Raw genomic sequence first — 18,688 nt, 5'->3', positions numbered from 1 at the left:
CGATGCCGATGTCCGCCCGCTCCCTTCTCCGTCCGCTGCTGCTGGCCGCGCTGCTGCCGGGCATGGCCGGTCTCGCCCTCGCGACCCCGCCGCGCGCGCCGCTGCCGGACTGGGACCGGCTCGATGCCGCGCAGCGCGAGCAGCTGGTCGCCCCGGTCCGCGAACGCTGGAACGGCAGCGACGCGGAGGAACGCGCACGCATGCTCGACCATGCTCGCCGCTGGCAGTCGATGACCCCCGAGCAGCGCGAGAATGCACGCAGCGGCATGCACCGCTGGAAACATCTGCCGCCTGCGCAACAGCGGGAGGCGCGCGCACTCTACGAAAAGCTCAGGACCCTGCCCGAAGCCGAGCGCTCCGCCCTGCGCGAACGCTGGCGGACGATGAGCCCCGAGCAGCGCCGGCAATGGGCGGCCGACAATCCCCCGCCGGCCGAACCGGCACGCCGCGGCAAGCCCTGAGCCTTTCGACGCCGCTACGCGTCGGGCAGATGGCGCGGCCCGTCGCGGCGTTGCGTCATGGCCGACCCGCCTGCCGTCGGAGCATGGCCCTGCGCGTCCGCGCGGGACGCGTTGCCGATGGTCGGGCGTGACGCATGCGAAGGACCCGGGCCCGTGACGCCCGGCCGCATCGCTCAGGCCGCCGCGGCCGCGGGCTCGCGCGGTGGCCAGACCGTCCTGTCGAGCAGTTCGTCGCTCCAGTCCAGCGACACCCCGCCGTCGGCCAGCAGCAACTGCACGAAGTTGTAGAGGTTGCGCGCATACATCTCGCTGGCGTGCAGCGCACCCTGGCTGGCGAGGTGCAGCGGGCCGGCGACCGTCACGCCGCCGACGTCGATCGTCTCGCCCGGCCGGGTCGCCGCGCAGTTGCCGCCGGTCTCGGCGGCCAGGTCGACGATCACGCTGCCGGGTTTCATGCCCGCGACCATCGCCTCGCTGATGATCTTCGGCGCCGGCCGTCCCGGCACCGCCGCGGTGCAGACGACCACGTCGATGCCCTTGAGGTGCTCGGCCAGCCGGCGCTGCTGCTCGGCGCGCTCCTCGTCGGTCAGCTGCCGCGCGTAGCCGCCCTCGCCCGCGGCGCTGACCCCCAGGTCGAGGAAGCGGCCGCCCAGCGACTCGATCTGCTCGCGGGTTTCCGGGCGCACGTCGAACCCTTCCACCTGCGCACCGAGCCGGCGCGCGGTGGCGATCGCCTGCAATCCCGCCACGCCGGCGCCGATGACCAGCACCTTCGACGGCCGGATGGTGCCGGCGGCGGTGGTCAGCATCGGAAAGAACCGCGGCGCCAGTTGCGCGCCGATCAGCACCGCCTTGTAGCCGGCCATGCCGGCCTGCGAGCTGAGGATGTCCATCGCCTGCGCACGGGTCGTGCGCGGCAGGCGTTCGAGCGGGAACGCGACCAGGCCGCCGTCGACGATCGCCTGGCCGCGCGCCGCATCCGCCTCGGGCTGCAGCGCGCCGACCAGCACCGCGCCGCGCTTCAGCGTGGCCAGCAGCGCCGGCGATGGCGGCTGCACGCACAGCACGATGTCGGCATCGGCCAGCGCCGCGCTTGCGTCGTCGACCAGGGTCGCACCCGCCTCGGCGTAGGCCTCGTCGGCGAGACTCGCGCCGTTGCCGGCACCGCGCTGCACGCGCACCCGCGCGCCCGCGGCGACGAACTTGCGGCAGGTTTCGGGCGTCAACGCGACCCGGCGTTCGCCGTCCAAGGTCTCGCGCGCCACTCCGATGTCCACGCTCATGTCGGGCTTCTCCTCGCAGTCGGGCCCATCCTAAAGCACCGTCGCGGTGATTTCCCGCCGCCGGTGCACGGCCCGCCCGGCGGCGATCAACCCGCCGCGCGCGCCTGCCGTGCCATGTCCTGCAGCACCGCGGCGACCGCGCCGCCGGCATCGCGCGGCTGCAGCACGCTCCTGCGCACCATCGCACGCAGCGCGCCCGGGGTGAGCAGGTGCGCCTTCGCGCCGCCGGCATTGACCAGCAGGCAGGCGCCGGTCAGCGGACTGCACCAGGCCAACCGCAGCTGCCGGTCAGGTCCGTCGACATCGCGCTGCAGGAAACGCTGCCCTTCGACGATCTCGAATGCGTCCGCACCGGCATCGACATCGGCGCCGGCCGGCCCGGCCTGCGGCGTCGCCTGTGCATCGTCGTCGCCGGCGAGCGCGATGATCTCGTGCACGCGGCGCGGCGTCGCCGGGGTGGCATGCGCGGAGACCAGCGCGGCGATCTGCGCCTCGGTCGCCGCCTCGTCGAGCCCGCACTGCCGGCAGCAGGTGCGCAATGCGGGCAGGATCGCCAGCAGCCGGTCGGCGATCTCGTCGCCGGAGGCGCGCAGCGCCAGCGCATCGGTGCCGACCAGGGCATCGCCCAGCGCGCGCAGTTCCTCGTGCCGCGGCGACCCGGCGCCGTCGCGCAGCCAGGTCTGCACCAGCGCCTGGCGCCACTGGGCATCAAGGAAGGTCGCGGTCGCGTCGAGCACCTCCCGGCCCTGCAGGCAGGCGCGCAGCGCGGCGTCGGCATCGCGCCGGGCCGCGTCCAGCCGTTCGCGCCCGCGGATCGCCTGCCAGGTCCGCCGCTCGCCGGCCTCGGCGCGGCGACGCACCGGCGCCATGCCCGCGTCGATCTGCGCCAGCCCCCGGGCGAACACGGTGACGTCGCCCGGCGCGGCACGCACGATCTCGTCGGCGACGCGATCGGCCAGTGCATGCGCGCCCGCCGCATCGTCCGGATCGGCGCCGTCCCACAGCTCCAGCAACTGCGACAACAGCTGCATCGCCGGCGGCGGCGGGTCATCGAACAGGCGCGGGTCCTCCAGCGCGAAATACAGGTAAGGCAGGGTCAGGATCGACAGCTTCCGCAGCGCCTCCGGCGACAGCATGTGGCGCGCCGCCAGCGCATCGAACAGGCGCCCGACCACGTCGATCGCGTCGTCCTGTTCCGGCGTCAGGTCGACATCGCGCTGCTCGATGCCGAGCTGGCCGGCCACCGCATACAGGCCCGCGCGCATCCGCGTCGAATGCCGCGCCGCGGGCCCGGGCAGCGTCCCGTCGGCCTGCAGCAGTCCCAGCGTGGACATGAACTCGGCCTGGCGGAAGAACCGGCCCGGTTGCACCCGGTCCGCCTGCGCGGACGTGCGCACGCGTCGCGCGTGGGTGCGCAGCAGCGCACCGCGTGGCCCGTCGCCGGCCGCGGCGCCGTGCGCCGACCCGCTGCGCTGCCAGGCCGCGTCGGTCGCCGCGACCACGTTGCCGCGCTCCCAGCCCGTGCCGTGGACAGCGACGACATCGTCGTTTCCGCCGCGGGCGACCAGCGAGGCATGGTCGTTGCCGCTGGCCATCGCATGCCCGGCTTCGGCCAGGTACGCATTGCACCACTCGTACAGGGGACCGAGGTGCGATTCCAGCAGCTTCTCGTGGTGGCGCAGCAGCGACTGGCGCAATCCGGGCGTGCAGTCCTGCGGCGTGAACGCGGCCAGGAACGCGTCGACGACGTGCTGCGGCGCCATCGGGTTGGTCGGGCGCTGCCCGGTCTGCAGGCGCGCGGCCAGCGACAGCAGCCGCTTGTCGATGACGTCGCGCACGTAGGCGAAGCGCTTGTCCAACGCCTCGGCGACCGGCTGCCCGATCAGTTGCGCCTGCAGTTCGTCGTCGGACACCAGCGCGAACCCGGACACCACCCGCGCCGCCGGCGGGTGCGGCCACGCCGCGAACGCCTCGCCCAGCGACTTCTGCCAGCGCTGCTCGTGGTCCATGAGTTCGGCGCCGAGGATCGCCAGGTTGGTCAGGGCCTCCGCGACGCCGGCGGGCGCCGGCCGGTTGGCCTGCACGGCATCGGCCTGCAGCGCGGCCAGGCGCGCGCGCTCGCCGCGCACGGTCTCGCCGAGCAGCGGCCCGAGCCTTGCGAACGTCTCCCGGCGCAATACGTCGACGACCTGCGCCGGCGCATCCTGCCGCGCGCCGTCGCCATGGCTTCCGTATGTCCGTGCTCCGGGCATCGTGCCCACCTCGCCCCAGGGGATCGTCAGCGCGACATTATCGTACGCGGGCGTGACGGTCTGCGCGGGAGCGGGGGCAGTGGACGTCGCCCGGCCCGCAAGGCCGGCGACGGCGGCGGACGGCGCCGCGGATCAGCCGACCGCCTGGTCCGCGGGCGCGGCGTCGTTGGCCGCGTTGAGCTGTTGCCACAGGTGCTTCATCGCCTCGTCGAACGGCGCGTCGACCGCGCGGATCTCGGCGCGGCCGGCACCGACCATCGCCGCGAGCTCCTCGGGCGAGACCACCATCCGGCGTGCGCCACGCCGGTTGACGAGCAGCAGGCGCGCGGTCAACGGGCTGATCCAGGCCACGCGCGCGGCCGACTCGCGGCCGTTCGCGTCGATCAGCCGCAGCCCCTGCCCCACGCGCAGCTGGCGCATGCGCGCGGCGACCGTCGGGTCGAAGTCGAGGGTATCGCTGCCGCCGGCGACGTGCAGCGCGGGATCATCGTCGGCGTCTTCGGTCGCCTCCTCCGGCGGTTGCGGCACGTACACGCGGCGTAGCGTATCCGGCAGTGCCAGCGCGGCGATGATCCGCGCCATCGCGTCGCGCGCGGCATTGGCGTCCATGCCGCAGCTGGAATAGCAGTCGCCCAGCGGGACCTGCAGGGCCAGCAGTTCGTCGGCCACCGCGCCGCCGAGCGCCAGCGCGGCGTCGGCGTCGACCTGCACCATCGCATCGCCGACGCCGATCGCGGCGAGATGCCGCGCCGAATCCGGGCCGTCGCGCAGCCAGGTCCGGGTCAGGTGGTGGCGCCAGTGGCGGTCGAGGAACAGGGCCACCACCGCGGTCAGCGGGCGTTCGCGCAGCCGCGACGCGACCAGGTCGTCGACGCTGCGGCGCGCCTGCTGCAGGCGTTCGCGCCCGTGGATCGCCTCGGCGGCGCGGCGTTCGGCGACCTCCGCGCGGCGCCGCTGCTGGTCGAGCCGCTGGCGCAGTTCGGTCGCGGCCAGCTCGAACACCGCCTGATCGTCCCGGTATTCCTCGACCACGCGGTCGACGACGCGCCCGGTGTGCTGCAGCGTGTCGCGGTCCTGCGGGGTCTCGCCGGCGTTGCCGTCGCAGGCCTCGGTCACCGCGTCGAGCAGCCTGCGCGCCGGGTGCGCGCGCTGGTTGAACATCGAATCGTCGGTCAGCGCGACCTTCAGGTAGGGCACGACCAGACGGCCGTAGATGTCGCGCGCCTGCTGCAGCAGGTCGTTGGCGTCGAACAGCGACTGGAACAGGATGCCGACCAGGTCGATGGCATCCTCGTCGTCGCGGCTGAGCGGCGTGCGCTCCGGGTCGACGCCGAGCTCGCGCAGCCCGCGCAGCAGCTGGTCGCGGATCACGTCCGACAACGGCCGCCGGTCCTCGCCGACCAGCGCGCGCGCATACGGCGCCGGGTCGTCGTTCTGCAGCATCGTGGTGACGCTGAGCAGTTGCGACATGCTCAGGACGTTGCCGACGCCATCCGCGCCATGCTCGCCCGCCGGCACCTGCGCCGCGGCCGCAAGCCTGCGCTCGCGCCAGGTGTGGAGCTGTTCGCGCACCAGGTCGCGGTAGCCGTGCACCGGTGCCGCGGCACCCGCGGCCTGGTCCTGGCCCTGCTCGTGGGCGGCAAGGACCTGCATCAGTCCTGCCGACAGCGGGCCATAGCCGGCACTGCCCGCCGCCGTGGCCGCGTCCGCGGACAGCTGCGCGGGCGCCGCCTGCAACGGGGCGACGACGCCGCCATCGGGAATCCATTCGTTCTCCACGGCGCCGGCGGGCGCCGCGTCATGGGCCGGCCGCGCCACGCGCTGCTGCGGATGGGGAGCGGAGCGCGCGCCCGCCGCGTGGCCACCGATCGACGCGGCATCCAGCGTGGCGTTCGCACGCTCGTAGACCTCGCCGAGGATCGCCGGCAGCCGCTTGTCGAACTGGCGGAAGACCATCGTGCGCAGGCCCGGCGGCAGTTCGTCGGCCTCGAACAGGCGCATGAACGCTTTCACCGGTACCTCGGGGCGCAGCGGATTGGCATGCGCGCCGCGGATGCCAAGCTGGGCCGCCAGCACCTGCAGACGGTCGTCGAGCGTCGCCAGCGGGTGCAGGAACTGGTGGTCCATCAGCTCGACGATCTGCTGGCCGGCCAGATGCACTTCCAGCTGTCCTTCCGACATCAGGCTCAGCGAATCGCGGACCTCGCGCTCGGCGCTGTCGGCCAGCCACAGGTCGAACTCGCGCTCGATCGACTTGCGGAAACGTGTCGCCAGTTCCAGCGCGCGGTGGCTGAGATCGAGCACCGCCACCCGGTCGTCCTGCGCGGCCATGTAGTCGTGGCCGGCCAGCGCCGCCAGCCGCACCTGTTCCTCGATCCCGCTCCAGAAGCCCGACAGCACCCCGCCCAGCTCGGTCACCGCGTCGTGGCGCAGAGTCTCGAGCACGCGTGCGGCACCGGGCGGTGGGGCCGCGCGCGTACCGCTTGCCACGGCGATGTCGTCGTAGTGCGTCATTTGGGGGACAATCGGGGGACGGGGCAAACTGCCCCGGCAACAAGATTCCCGAAGCTGCCTGACAGGTCTGTGACGATACTCCCAAATAGTGAATGCGACGCGCTGTCGGCGCTCGATGCCCGGCGCTCGGTGCCGGCCGCGCAGCTCGGCTTTCCGGGCCCTGACGATGCCACCCTGCTGCGCATGCTGCGCGCCGCGTCGCGGGTGCCCGACCACGGCAAGCGGGTGCCGTTCCGCTTCATCCGCATCGCCGGCGAGGCCCGCGACCGCCTCGGTGCGCTGGCCGAGGCGCGGCTGCTGGAACGCGAGCCCGATGCCGGCGACGGTGCGCGCGAGAAGGCGCGGCACCGGTTCTCGCATGCGCCGCTGGTGATCGCGGTGGTCGCGGTGTTCGACCCGGACGACACCGCGATCCCCGCGCAGGAGCGCCTGCTGACCGCCGGCTGCGTCTGCTTCGCCCTGCTGCAGGCCGCGCAGGCACTCGGCTTCGGCGCGGTCTGGCTGACCGGCTGGGCCGCCGACGACGGCACCATGACCGGCGCGCTCGGCATCGGCGTGCAGGAGCGCATCGTCGGCTTCATCCACATCGGCACGCCCGCGCGCGAATCCCCCGAGCGCGAGCGGCCGGACCCGGCCGCGCTGCTGACCGACTGGCACGGCAGCTGAGCGCGGTGGCCGCGGACGATCCGATGGCGCGGCGTCCTCCCGAGGCGCCGCTGGTGCTGGTCGACGCCAGCCTCTACGTGTTCCGCGCCTGGCATTCGCTGCCCGACGAGTTCCAGGACCGCGACGGCTGGCCGACCAACGCGGTGCACGGCTTCGCGCGCTTTCTCGCCGAACTGCTGGAACGCGAACGGCCACGGCACATCGCGGTCGCGTTCGACGAGGCGCTCGACAGCTGTTTCCGCAACCGCCTCTATCCCGCCTACAAGGCCAACCGGCCGCCGGCGCCCGAGGCGCTGCGCCGCCAGTTCGTGCACTGCAAGGCGCTGTGCCGCGCGCTGGGCCTGATCGTGCTGGCCGATGCCGAATACGAGGCCGACGACCTCATCGGCAGTGCGCTGCATGCCGGACGCGCGCGGGCGCACCGCGGCGTCATCGTCTCGGCCGACAAGGACCTCTCGCAGCTGCTGCAGGGCAACGACGAGCAATGGGACTTCGCCCGCGGCCTGCGCTGGGGCGCGGCCGGCGTGCGTGCACGCCATGGCGTCGAGGCGCACCAGATCGCCGACTATCTGGCGCTGTGCGGCGATGCGATCGACAACATCCCGGGCGTGCCGGGCATCGGCAGCAAGACCGCGGCCAGCCTGTTGCACCATTTCGGCACGCTCGATGCGCTGATCGAACGCGTCGACGAGATCCAGTACCTGCGCTTCCGCGGCGCCGGCCAGGCCGGCGCGAAGCTCAAGCTGCACCGCGAGGCCGCGCTGCTGTACCGGCAGTTGACGACCATTGCCCGCGACGCGCCGCTGGGCGAGGCCGCGCACGGGTTCGCGCGCCGCGCAGGCGATGCCGACGCACTGGGCGCGCTGTGCGAGACCCTGCGCTTCGGTCCGCTGACCCGGCGCCGGCTGCACGCCGCCGCCGGGCTGGCCTACGCGCCGGGATGAAGGCCGCCGGACCGGCAGGCCGGCGCGCGGACCATGACGCGCCATTTCCATGCGCTGGCGTTAGCATCGGCGCATGAGCAACCGACCCGACGCCGACGACGGCACCGAACTCCTCTACCAGGGCGACTGGCTGCGCCTGGTCCGCCACGGCAAATGGGAGTCGTGCGAGCGCACCCATGGCCGCGACGGGCTCGCGGTGCTGGTCATCGCGGTCACGCCGGCCGACGAGGTGCTGTTCGTCGAGCAGTACCGCATGCCGCTGGGCGCGCGCACGATCGAAATGCCCGCCGGGCTGGTCGGCGACGACCACGACGACGACTCGCTGGAGGAAGCGGCGCGGCGCGAGCTGATCGAGGAGACCGGCTGGTCGCCCGGCCGCGTCGACGTGCTGCTGACCGGGCCGACCTCGGCCGGCATGAGCAACGAGCGCATCGCCTTCGCCCGTGCCCGCGATCTGACCCGGGTCGGCGACGGCGGCGGCGTCGCCGACGAGGACATCACCGTGCACGCGATCCCGCGCAGCGAGGCTGCCGCATGGCTGATGCGCAAGCACGCCGAGGGCTTCGAGCTCGACCTCAAGCTGTGGGCCGGGCTGTGGATGATCGAGTTCAACCCGGACGGGTCGCCGGCGGGTTGAAGGCGTGGCGGGTCGGACGGAACCCGCCGCCCGATCAGGCCTTCTTGAGGAACTCCGTCCGCAGCACCAGGCCCTTGACCTTCTCGGCGTTGCACTCGATCAGGTCGGCGTCGTCGGTCAGGCGGATGTTCTTGACCAGCGTGCCGCGCTTGAGGGTCACGCTGGTGCCCTTGACCTTGAGGTCCTTGACCAGCGTCACCGCATCGCCGTCGGCGAGCACGGTACCGTTGCTGTCCTTGACCACGATCGTCTCTTCGTCGCTCATTCCCGTTCCTTGCAATGCGTTCAGGCGAACGCGTCTGTGGCGCGCACCAGCGCGTCGATGTTCTCGGCCTCGAACGCGGAATGGCCCGAGGCCGGCGTGATCACCAGTTGCGCCTTCGGCCAGGCCTTGTGCAGGTCCCAGGCGTTCTGCACCGGGCACACCACGTCGTAACGGCCATGGACGATGACGCCGGGGATGTCGACGATGCGGTAGGCGTCGCGCAGCAGCTGGTCGTCGACTTCGAAGAAGCCGCCATTGACGAAGTAGTGGTTCTCGATGCGGGCGAAGGCCAGCGCGAACTGCGCGTCGGCATGGCTGTCGGCGAAGCCCTCGTCGATGTGCAGGAAGCTGGTCGCGCCTTCCCACACGCTCCAGGCCCGTGCCGCGGCCAGCCGCGTGGCTTCGTCGTCGCTGGTCAGGCGCTTGTGGAACGCGGCGATCAGGTCGCCGCGCTCGGCCTCGGGGATCGCCGCGACGTAACGCTCCCAGGCTTCGGGGAACAGCCGCGACGCGCCCTGCTGGTAGAACCATTCCAGTTCCCAGCGCCGCAGCATGAAGATCCCGCGCAGCACCAGCTCGGTGACGCGGCGCGCGTGGGTCTGCGCGTAGGCCAGCGCCAGCGTCGAGCCCCAGGAACCACCGAACACCTGCCACTGGTCGATGCCCAGGTGCTCGCGCAGCCGCTCGATGTCGGCGACGAGATCCCAGGTGGTGTTGTCGACCAGGTCGGCATGCGGCGTCGAACGCCCCGCGCCGCGCTGGTCGAACAGCACGATCCGGTACTTCGCCGGGTCGTGGAAACAGCGCATCTTCGGCGTGCAGCCACCGCCGGGCCCCCCGTGCAACAGCACCACCGGCTTGCCTTTCGGATTGCCGCACTGCTCGTAGTAGAGCGCGTGGCGGCCACCGACGGCGAGGGTGCCGGTGTCGAAGGGTTCGATCTGGGGATAGAGCTGTCGCATGCGGGCAAATCCGGGAAAAACACCGGCGTGCAGTCTATCAGCCCGCCGCCGGGGCTCCGCCGGCTTCCCGGCCGATGCGGCCAAGCGTGACCCGGTCGCGCTGCTCCAGGTCGCGGGCCGTGGCGATGTCGTCGAAGCCGTGCCCGCGCATCAGTGCACGGACCTCCGCGCCCTGCTCGAAGCCGTGTTCGAGCAGCAGCCAGCCGCCCGCACGCAGGTGTTCCGGGGCGCCGGCGACCAGCACGCGGATCGCATCGAGCCCATCGTGCCCGGACGCCAGCGCCGACGACGGCTCGAAGCGCAGGTCGCCCTGCTGCAGGTGCGCGTCGCGCGCGGCGATGTAAGGGGGATTGCTGGCGATGACATCGAAGCGCTCGCCGGCCAGCGGCGCGAACCAGTCGCCATGACGGAATTCGACCCGCCCGGGCGCGTGGGCGATCGCATTGGCACGCGCGACATCGAGCGCGGCGGCGCTGGCGTCGGTGGCGACGACGGCGACGTCATCGCGTTCGCGCGCGACCGCCAGTGCGATCGCGCCGCTGCCGGTGCCGAGGTCGGCGAAGCGCACGCCCTGCGCATGCGGCAGGCGTGCCAGCGCCAGCTCCACCAGCAGTTCGGTTTCCGGACGCGGGATCAGCGTATCGGGCGTGACCGCCAGGTCCAGCGTCCAGAAGCCGCGCCGGCCGGTCAGATAGGCGACCGGCTCACCGGCCGCGCGCCGTTCGACCAGCGCCTCGAACCGCGCGGCGAGCCCAGGTGGCGCGGCATCGGTGGCATGCGCGAACAGCCAGCCCGGCGACTGCCCGGCGGCATGCGCGAGCAGCCAGCGCGCGTCGAGCGGGTCGATGCGGGCACCGGCCGCGCGCAGCAGTGCGTCCAGCGAAAGGGGCGGCGTGGTTTCCATGGCCGCACATCGTAGCCGCGCACGGAACGGATGCGGCGGCGGCCTGACGGGGAGCGGCCGTGGATACCGCGCCACAAGAAAGCCGGGAGCGGTTTCCGGCATCGCGCAAGCGTTGGCCCGAAGGGTCGCCGCCATCGGCGGCAGGCCACAAAAAAATGAAGGCGGCCGAAGCCGCCTTCAAAATTCCGTGACGCGTGTGGGAGGGAGGTACGGACACGGAACCGGGTGTGCGGCCTGGGCCGCCTGGAGCGCGCCGGGTGTCCGATGTTGCGAGAGCACCTGCGCGATCCCTTGCCATCGATATTGCTGCAGCGCACCAATGATTGCAAGTCCGGATCGCGGTCCAGGCCATTGAAATTTCCAATCGCATACCGATAGTCAAGGTCTATCGATAGAATATCTATTATCGATTTTACATATCGATAGGCGCCATCTAAGCTTCTCCCCAGCCGGCACCCCGGCCCGACGGTTCCGACCGTTCCGCCTCCCCTTCCTGCAGGAGTTTCCATGTCCCTCATCAACACCGAAGTCCAGCCGTTCAAGACCACCGCATTCCAGAACGGCGAGTTCATCGAAGTCACCAACGACAGCCTGAAGGGCAAGTGGTCGGTCGTGATCTTCATGCCGGCCGCCTTCACCTTCAACTGCCCGACCGAGGTCGAGGACGCCGCCGACAACTACGCCGAGTTCCAGAAGGCCGGCGCCGAGGTCTACATCGTCACCACCGACACCCACTTCTCGCACAAGGTCTGGCACGAGACCTCGCCGGCGGTCGGCAAGGCCCAGTTCCCGCTGGTCGGCGATCCGACCCACCAGCTGACCAAGGCGTTCGACGTCTACATCCCGGAAGAAGGCCTGGCGCTGCGCGGCACCTTCATCGTCAACCCGGACGGCGTGATCAAGACCCTGGAAATCCACGACAACGCCATCGCCCGCGACATCTCCGAAACCCTGCGCAAGCTCAAGGCCGCGCAGTACGTCGCCGCCCACCCGAACGAGGTCTGCCCGGCCAAGTGGAAGGAAGGCGAGAAGACCCTGGCGCCGTCGCTGGACCTGGTCGGCAAGATCTGATCCACGGACCGGATCCGGGGACGCCACGCTTCCCCCGACCGCGCGCACCGGGCCACGACGCCACGGTGCGCGCCATCCCCATCCCCGCGTCGCGGCGGATGGGGGTGAACCGGAGCCGGCATCGCCGATGCAGGTTGCGGTTCACCCCTCTCCCCCTCCCGGATGCGCCGCCTGGCGACGCGTCACGGGCACCCCAACCCCGATGTCAGGAGCAGTCCATGTTGGAAGCCGATCTCAAAGCCCAGCTCAAGGGCTACCTGGAGCGCGCCAAGCGCCCGATCCACATCATCGCCTCGATCGATGACGGCGAGAAATCGCGCGAACTGCTGTCCCTGCTCGACGACCTCAAGGACGCCAGCCCGAAGATCACCGTCGACACCGGCGGCGACGATGCACGCCGCCCGTCGTTCGCGCTGACCTCGCCCGGCCACGACATCCACCTGCGCTTCGCCGGCCTGCCAATGGGCCACGAGTTCACGTCGCTGGTCCTCGCCCTGCTGCAGGTCGGCGGCCACCCGTCGAAGGCCGCGCAGGAGACGCTGGAGCAGGTCGCCGCGCTCGAGGGCGACTACGACTTCGAGACCTACTATTCGCTGTCGTGCCAGAACTGCCCGGACGTGGTGCAGGCGCTGAACCTGGCCGCGGTGCTGAATCCGCGCATCCGCCATACCGCGATCGACGGCGCGCTGTTCCAGGACGAGGTCGAGGCGCGCGAGATCATGTCGGTGCCGACGGTGTTCCTCAACGGCCAGCCGTTCGACCAGGGCCGGATGACGCTGGAGCAGATCGTCGCCAAGCTCGACACCGGCGCCGCGGCGCGCGAGGCGGCGAAGATCGCGCAGAAGGATGCCTTCGACGTGCTGGTGGTCGGCGGCGGCCCCGCCGGCGCCGCGGCGGCCGTGTACGCCGCGCGCAAGGGCATCCGCACCGGCGTCGCCGCCGAGCGCTTCGGCGGCCAGGTGCTCGACACCATGGCGATCGAGAACTTCATCTCGGTCAAGGCGACCGAGGGACCGAAGCTGGCGGCCGCGCTGGAGCAGCACGTGCGCGAGTACGAGGTCGACATCATGAACCTGCAGCGTGCGACGCAGCTGGCCCCGGCCGGCGACGACGGCCTGATCGAGGTCAAGCTCGAGAACGGCGCGTCGCTGAAGTCCAGGACCGTGATCCTGTCCACCGGCGCGCGCTGGCGGCAGATGAACGTGCCCGGCGAGGACCAGTACCGCAACAAGGGCGTTGCCTACTGCCCGCACTGCGACGGTCCGCTGTTCAAGGGCAAGCGCGTGGCGGTGATCGGCGGCGGCAACTCCGGCGTCGAAGCGGCGATCGACCTGGCCGGCATCGTGGCCCATGTGACCCTGATCGAGTACGACGCGCAGCTGCGCGCCGACGAGGTGCTGCAGCGCAAGCTGCGCAGCCTGCCCAACGTGCGCATCATCACCAGCGCGCAGACCACCGAGGTGCTGGGCGATGGCAACCGGGTCAATGGCCTGGTGTACAGGGACCGGGTTGGCGGCGACAGCCACCGGCTCGAGCTGGAGGGCGTGTTCGTGCAGATCGGCCTGCTGCCCAATACCGAATGGCTCAAGGGTGTGGTCGAGCTGTCGCCGCGCGGCGAGATCGTCGTCGACGCGCGCGGCCAGACCTCGGTGCCGGGCGTGTTCGCAGCCGGCGACGCCACCATCGTGCCCTACAAGCAGATCGTCATCGCGATGGGCGAAGGCTCGAAGGCGGCGCTGGGCGCGTTCGACCACCTGATCCGCGCCTCCGCGCCGGTCCAGGCCGAAACCGAGGCCGCGTGAGCGGCCGCGGCGCAACGCCCCCCCGGATCGCCTGCCGGCGCCAATCGCCGGCAGGCTTCCGCCGTTGCCTGTCGCTGGAAGGCCACCGGTGAACCTGCGCGACCTGAAGTACTTCGTCGCGCTGGCCGACCACCTTCATTTCGGCCGTGCCGCCGCGGCCTGCTTCGTCAGCCAGCCGACGCTGTCGACGCAGATCCGCAAGCTCGAGGAGGAACTCGGCGCGCCACTGGTCGAGCGCGCGCCGCGCAAGGTCATGCTGACGCCGACCGGCCTGCTGGTGGCCGAGCGCGCGCGTCGCATCGTCGGCGACGTCGAGCAGATGAAGGAAGCCGCGCGACGCAACATGGATCCCGAAGCCGGCACCCTGCGCCTGGGCATGTTCCCGACGCTGGGGCCCTACCTGCTACCGCACGTGGTGCCGGCGATCCGCACGCGCTTTCCGCAGCTGGAATTGCTGCTGATCGAGGAGAAGAGCGACGTGCTGCTGGCGCAACTGCGCGAGGGCCGGCTGGATGCCGCGCTGCTGGCGCTGCCGGTCCACGACGAACATCTGCACATCGAGCCGCTGTTCGAGGAACCGTTCGTACTCGCGGTGCCGGACCATCATCCGCTTGCGGGCCATGCCCCCCTGCGGCTGGCTGACCTCTCCGACCAGCGCCTGCTGCTGCTCGAGGACGGCCACTGCCTGCGCGACCAGGCGCTGGACGTCTGCCACCTGGCCGGGGCCAGCGAGAAATCCGGCTTCCAGGCCACCAGCCTGGAGACCCTGCGGCAGATGGTCGCCGCCAATGTCGGCGTGACCCTGCTGCCGATGCTGGCGGTGCAGCCGCCGGTGGCGCAGTCGCCGGACATCCGCCTGGTCGGTTTCGCCGACGACCCGCCGCCCAGCCGGCGCATCGCGATGGTCTGGCGCCGGAGTTCGGCGATGTCGGCCTTCCTCGGCGACCTGGCCGGGCTGTTCAGGGCATTGCCGGCGGATCTGCTGCGCATGCCTGCGCAGGACTGACGCCATCGCGCACGGGCTGCATTCCCGGCACAATCTCCTCGAGCGGCGCCCTGCGCCGCTTTTCTTTGCATCCACGAGGAGATCCCGATGTCATCGCAATCCCAGAGCGGCCTGCCGCCGTCGAGTGCCACCCCCGCCATCCGCATTTCCGCGCACGACGTCGCCCGCCTGGAGGCCATGCTCGACGCACCGGCCCTGCGCGGCAACGCCGCGGCGGCCGCGCTGCAGCGCGAACTCGACCGCGCCGACGTCCTGCCGCCCGGCGAGGTACCCGCCGACGTGGTCGGCATGCACAGTACCGTCGAATGCGTCGACGAACACGACGGCGCCGCGCACGCCCTGACCCTGGTCTACCCGCACGAGGCCGATGTCGACACCGGCCGCGTGTCGGTGCTCGCACCCGTGGGCAGCGCCCTGCTCGGCCTGTCTGTCGGCCAGCAGATCGACTGGCCCGCCAGCGGGGGGCGCACGCTGCGCCTGCGCGTGACCGCGGTGACGCCGGCCGCCACCTGACCGCGGCGACGAAGCCACGCGGCAACAGCCGGGCACGACAGCCGGCAACCACACGGCTGCCACGCCATCGCCGGCAGCCGCGCGCCCGGGACACCAGCGCACGACGGCGCAGGCAACAGGGCTGCGCGCACGGCGCCCTTGACGGGCGGACGCATCGAACGCAGCGGCGACAACTGCGGCAGCCACACATGGCCGCCGCAGTGCGTGCCGGCTACAGCGTCAGTCCGACCGGACAGGCCACACCGGTTCCACCCAGTCCGCAATAGCCACCCGGATGCTTGTGCAGGTACTGCTGGTGCTCGTCCTCGGCGTAGTAGAACGGCGGCGCGTCCTCGCGCAGCTCGGTCGTGATCGCCGGCAGGCCAGCCGCCTGCAGCCGCGCCTGGTAGGCATCGCGGCTGCGCGTGGCCAGCGCGAACTGCGCCGGCGTGGTGCAATACAGCGCCGAGCGGTACTGGGTGCCGACATCGTTGCCCTGGCGCATGCCCTGGGTCGGGTCGTGGTTTTCCCAGAAGGTCTGCAGCAGGGTCTCGAAGGCGATGCGCGCCGGGTCGTAGACCACCAGCACGATCTCGGCATGCCCGGTCCGGCCGGAGCAGACCTCGCGATAGGTCGGGTTCGGGGTCACGCCACCGGCATAGCCGACCGCGGTCGTGACCACGCCCGGCAGCGGCCAGAACTTGCGTTCGGCGCCCCAGAAGCAGCCCATGCCGAACAGCACGCGTTCGAGCCCGTCGAAATCGCCGCGCAGCGGCTGGCCGTTGACCGCATGCACGTTGTGCAGCGGCAGCGGCGTGTCGCGGCCGGGCAAGGCGTCCTGCGGCTGCGGCAACCGCTGTTTCCATGCTCCGATTCCCAACATGCCGGTCTCCTGGTCGCGCGGGACTGCGCCCTGTCAGCATGCGGGCACGCCGGCAGGCTTCAAGGGCGGATGCGTGCTGCCGGCCGCCGGGCGCATGTGTCCGGCGTCCTGCTCAGCTGAAGATGGCCGGCGCGGCCTGCACGCAGTTGCGGCCCTGGCGCTTGGCCGCGTACAGCGCCTTGTCCGCGCGGGCGATCGTCTCGGCCGGCGTGCGTTCGCCGGCATGGCGGGTGGCGATGCCGATACTCACCGTCAGGCCGAACCGCAGGCCGTCGTGACGGACCTCGAGATTCTCGACCGCGGCCCGCATGCGCTCGCCGATCACTCGCGCCGCGGCGCCGTCGAGGCCGGGCAGCACGACCACGAACTCCTCGCCGCCGTAGCGGCCGAGCATGCCGTCTTCGGGCAGGGCGCCGCGCAGCGCCTGCGCCACGTGCCGCAGGCAGTCGTCGCCGCAGGCATGGCCGAAGCGGTCGTTGACCGACTTGAAGTGGTCCAGGTCGACGAACAGCACCGAGATCGGATGGCCGTCGCGCGCGCCCTCGATGAAGGCACGCTCGATCCAGCTGTCGATGGTGCGCCGGTTCATGCTGCCGGTCAGCGCGTCCATCTCCGCCGACCTGCGCAACCGGATCGCGGCCATGGCCTGCTCGATATGCAGATGGGTGACCCGCAGCAGTTCGCCGGCGATCGACATCTCGTCGTCGCTGAAGCCCTCGCCGCCGGCGCGCCGGAGCAGCAGCACGCCCCAGCCCGGCGCGCGGGCCGGCAACGGCAACAAGGCTTCGACCGCGACGCCCGGGGCGCCAGCCATCGTGCCCACCGGCTGCTGCAGGGCGAGCCCACCGGTGGCCTGCCGACGCAGGTTCAGGCCACGGCGCTCGAGTTCCGACCCGACCGCATGCAGGATGCCGGGCGGCTCGACCAGCAGGTGGTCGCGGCCGTGGAATCCGTGTGCGGCGACGATGCACGCGTCGCTGGGCACCAGCGGCAGCAGGTGGTCGATCATCAGCCGCAGGCCATGCGACGGAATGTCGGTGGCTTCCAGCCCGCCCAGCCGCATCTGCAACGCGGTCGACAGATCCGCTCGGCCCGCCTCCCAGCGCATGCGGCGCTCGGTCTCCATGCGGGCCAGGCGGTCGCGGTCGCGCTGGTCGCGGTAGTCGGCGATGCGCCCGACCAGCGCCATGCCCAGGGTCAATGCGAAGATGACCGCGGGCCCCTGGTAGACCAGATGCAGCACCGGCGCATCGGGCAGCAGACGGCTGTCGGCCAGTTCGATCCAGGCACTGCTGACCAGGCCCAGCAGACAGACCGACAACAGCAGCCATGCCAGCGACATGCGACGACGGACGGCATCGACCAGCATCGCAACGCCGGCCAGGCCGCCCACGCCCCATGCCAGCGTCGTCAGCATCCGCAGCGGCGCTGCCAGCACCGGCAGGTTCAACAGGCACAGCAGCATCAGCACGACCAGCAGCATCGCGCCACCACGCAGCAGTCCGGCGAACCGCGCCGGCATCGCACCGGGGAACGCGTAGATCCGGACCATCCACAGCCAACTGCCCGTATAGCCCAGCACCAGCGTCAGCAACCCCTGCACGCCCCAGTGGCCGAACACACGCAAGCCCGGCAGCCCGTACAGATGGCCATTCAGACCCAGCAGCAGCAGGAACAGCACGACGATGAAGCCGAACAGCGCGAGGAACACCCGGTCGCGCGATGCGTAGGCCAGCGCCAGCGCCAGCGCCGCGAGCACCAGCAGCCCGCCATAGACCGCACCGGCCAGGGCCACGCCGGAGCGCTCCATGCGGCGGATGTCCGCCGTGCGCGCGACCAGCACGGGACTGATCACGGCGCGCGACGGTCCGTGCACCTCCAGCGTCAGCTCGACCGGCCCCTCCAGCCCTGCGGGCAGCACGAAGCCGTACCCGGTCGGCAGCACGCCCTCGTCGCGGCCCCAGGCGAAGAACCCGAGCACCTCGCTCGACCAGCCCCGCGAGTCGTGCAACTGCAGCGACGCCGCGGGGTCGCGCGGCATCCAGACCGCCCAGCGGCCACCGTCGGCGCTGCCGGCGGGCAGCACGAACCGCAGCCGCGTGCGCGAGACATCGCCGCCGGGATCGTCGGCGGCGCCCGCCAACGGCGTGACCGCCACCGGCACCAGCTCGCCGGGGCGCAACTGGGTCGAGGCCAGCAGCGCCGCGAACAGGCCCAGCAGCGCGACCAGGCACCCCGCCAGCGCCCAGGCATGGCCACGCATCGCGCGGGTCGAATTCATCGGCATGCCGGCATTTCCGGGGACGGCATCGTCCGGCCACCCACCCGCCCCGGCTGCGGTGCCTCGATCCCTGCCTTCCGACCCAGCGCTTCCCTCGCCTGCACTCGACACCCCCGGTTCCCCTGCCCGATTCAAGCAATGTACATGCCACATTCCGGTGACATTCGTCACAAAACGCTCGTGATGGCCACAACGGCATACCAGACGCGGCGTGTGCCGCAGCTGGCGCCGGCACCCCGGCGAGGCTCGGCTACACTGCGCGGTT

15 protein-coding genes and 1 pseudogene are annotated in these 18,688 nt (G+C 71.7%); 8 read left to right on the top strand and 8 right to left on the bottom strand.

Annotated elements, in window-relative coordinates; all coding sequences use genetic code 11:
• Positions 1–2 precede the first annotated feature (2 nt).
• On the top strand, positions 3–461 hold the full coding sequence (locus LDO26_RS12020; protein WP_232131336.1) for a DUF3106 domain-containing protein: 459 nt from the start codon (positions 3–5) through the stop codon (positions 459–461).
• A 173-nt stretch (positions 462–634) separates the two neighbouring features.
• On the opposite strand, the gene LDO26_RS12015 is transcribed toward LDO26_RS12020, so the two are convergent.
• The 3 genes from LDO26_RS12015 to LDO26_RS12005 form a co-directional block, all read right to left on the bottom strand.
• Positions 635–1,744, bottom strand: a complete 1,110-nt coding sequence (locus LDO26_RS12015; protein WP_232131335.1) for an NAD(P) transhydrogenase subunit alpha — start codon at positions 1,742–1,744, stop codon at positions 635–637.
• A gap of 86 nt (positions 1,745–1,830) precedes the next feature.
• Positions 1,831–3,996, bottom strand: coding sequence for a DUF1631 family protein (locus LDO26_RS12010; protein ID WP_232131334.1), 2,166 nt, complete (start codon positions 3,994–3,996; stop codon positions 1,831–1,833).
• Positions 3,997–4,128: 132 nt separating this feature from the next.
• On the bottom strand, positions 4,129–6,510 hold the full coding sequence (locus tag LDO26_RS12005) for a DUF1631 family protein (protein ID WP_232131333.1): 2,382 nt from the start codon (positions 6,508–6,510) through the stop codon (positions 4,129–4,131).
• A gap of 69 nt (positions 6,511–6,579) precedes the next feature.
• Here LDO26_RS12005 and LDO26_RS12000 point away from each other — a divergent pair, with 69 nt between their 5' ends.
• The 3 genes from LDO26_RS12000 (at position 6,580) to LDO26_RS11990 (ending at position 8,757) form a co-directional block, all read left to right on the top strand.
• Positions 6,580–7,176: a nitroreductase family protein gene (locus LDO26_RS12000; protein ID WP_232131332.1), complete on the top strand. Its 597-nt coding sequence runs from the start codon at positions 6,580–6,582 to the stop codon at positions 7,174–7,176.
• Between the two features lie 23 nt (positions 7,177–7,199).
• Positions 7,200–8,120: a 5'-3' exonuclease gene (locus LDO26_RS11995; RefSeq protein ID WP_232131331.1), complete on the top strand. Its 921-nt coding sequence runs from the start codon at positions 7,200–7,202 to the stop codon at positions 8,118–8,120.
• Between the two features lie 73 nt (positions 8,121–8,193).
• Positions 8,194–8,757, top strand: a complete 564-nt coding sequence (locus LDO26_RS11990) for an NUDIX hydrolase (protein WP_232131330.1) — start codon at positions 8,194–8,196, stop codon at positions 8,755–8,757.
• A gap of 34 nt (positions 8,758–8,791) precedes the next feature.
• On the opposite strand, the pseudogene LDO26_RS11985 reads toward LDO26_RS11990, so the two are convergent.
• The 3 genes and pseudogenes from LDO26_RS11985 to prmC all read right to left on the bottom strand — a co-directional run.
• Positions 8,792–9,007, bottom strand: a pseudogene (locus tag LDO26_RS11985) (alkylphosphonate utilization protein); the annotation flags it as partial.
• Positions 9,008–9,042: 35 nt separating this feature from the next.
• On the bottom strand, positions 9,043–9,984 hold the full coding sequence (gene pip / locus LDO26_RS11980) for a prolyl aminopeptidase (protein WP_232131329.1): 942 nt from the start codon (positions 9,982–9,984) through the stop codon (positions 9,043–9,045).
• A gap of 37 nt (positions 9,985–10,021) precedes the next feature.
• A complete protein-coding gene (gene prmC / locus LDO26_RS11975) occupies positions 10,022–10,888 on the bottom strand; it encodes a peptide chain release factor N(5)-glutamine methyltransferase (RefSeq protein WP_232131328.1) in 867 nt (288 codons plus the stop codon).
• 507 nt (positions 10,889–11,395) lie between these two features.
• Between prmC and ahpC the strand changes: the two genes are divergently transcribed.
• From ahpC to rnk, 4 genes are all read left to right on the top strand, one after another.
• On the top strand, positions 11,396–11,959 hold the full coding sequence (gene ahpC / locus LDO26_RS11970; RefSeq protein ID WP_232131327.1) for an alkyl hydroperoxide reductase subunit C: 564 nt from the start codon (positions 11,396–11,398) through the stop codon (positions 11,957–11,959).
• Positions 11,960–12,177: 218 nt separating this feature from the next.
• Positions 12,178–13,761, top strand: coding sequence for an alkyl hydroperoxide reductase subunit F (gene ahpF, locus LDO26_RS11965; protein WP_232131326.1), 1,584 nt, complete (start codon positions 12,178–12,180; stop codon positions 13,759–13,761).
• 88 nt (positions 13,762–13,849) lie between these two features.
• On the top strand, positions 13,850–14,767 hold the full coding sequence (locus LDO26_RS11960; protein ID WP_232131325.1) for a LysR substrate-binding domain-containing protein: 918 nt from the start codon (positions 13,850–13,852) through the stop codon (positions 14,765–14,767).
• A gap of 87 nt (positions 14,768–14,854) precedes the next feature.
• Positions 14,855–15,280: a nucleoside diphosphate kinase regulator gene (gene rnk / locus LDO26_RS11955; RefSeq protein ID WP_232131324.1), complete on the top strand. Its 426-nt coding sequence runs from the start codon at positions 14,855–14,857 to the stop codon at positions 15,278–15,280.
• A 211-nt stretch (positions 15,281–15,491) separates the two neighbouring features.
• Here rnk and msrA read toward each other — a convergent pair whose 3' ends face one another.
• Entirely contained in the window at positions 15,492–16,142 is a 651-nt protein-coding gene (gene msrA / locus LDO26_RS11950; protein ID WP_232131323.1) for a peptide-methionine (S)-S-oxide reductase MsrA, read from the bottom strand.
• A gap of 112 nt (positions 16,143–16,254) precedes the next feature.
• Positions 16,255–18,429 (bottom strand): GGDEF domain-containing protein, encoded by a 2,175-nt coding sequence (locus tag LDO26_RS11945; RefSeq protein ID WP_232131322.1) that lies wholly within the window; start codon positions 18,427–18,429, stop codon positions 16,255–16,257.
• Positions 18,430–18,688: the final 259 nt, after the last annotated feature.

The organism is Proluteimonas luteida (assembly GCF_021191695.1).
GTDB classification, from domain to species: domain Bacteria; phylum Pseudomonadota; class Gammaproteobacteria; order Xanthomonadales; family Xanthomonadaceae; genus Luteimonas; species Luteimonas luteida.
Note: the sequence above shows the minus strand (reverse complement) of the source record. Positions and strands in the feature narration are given on the sequence as shown.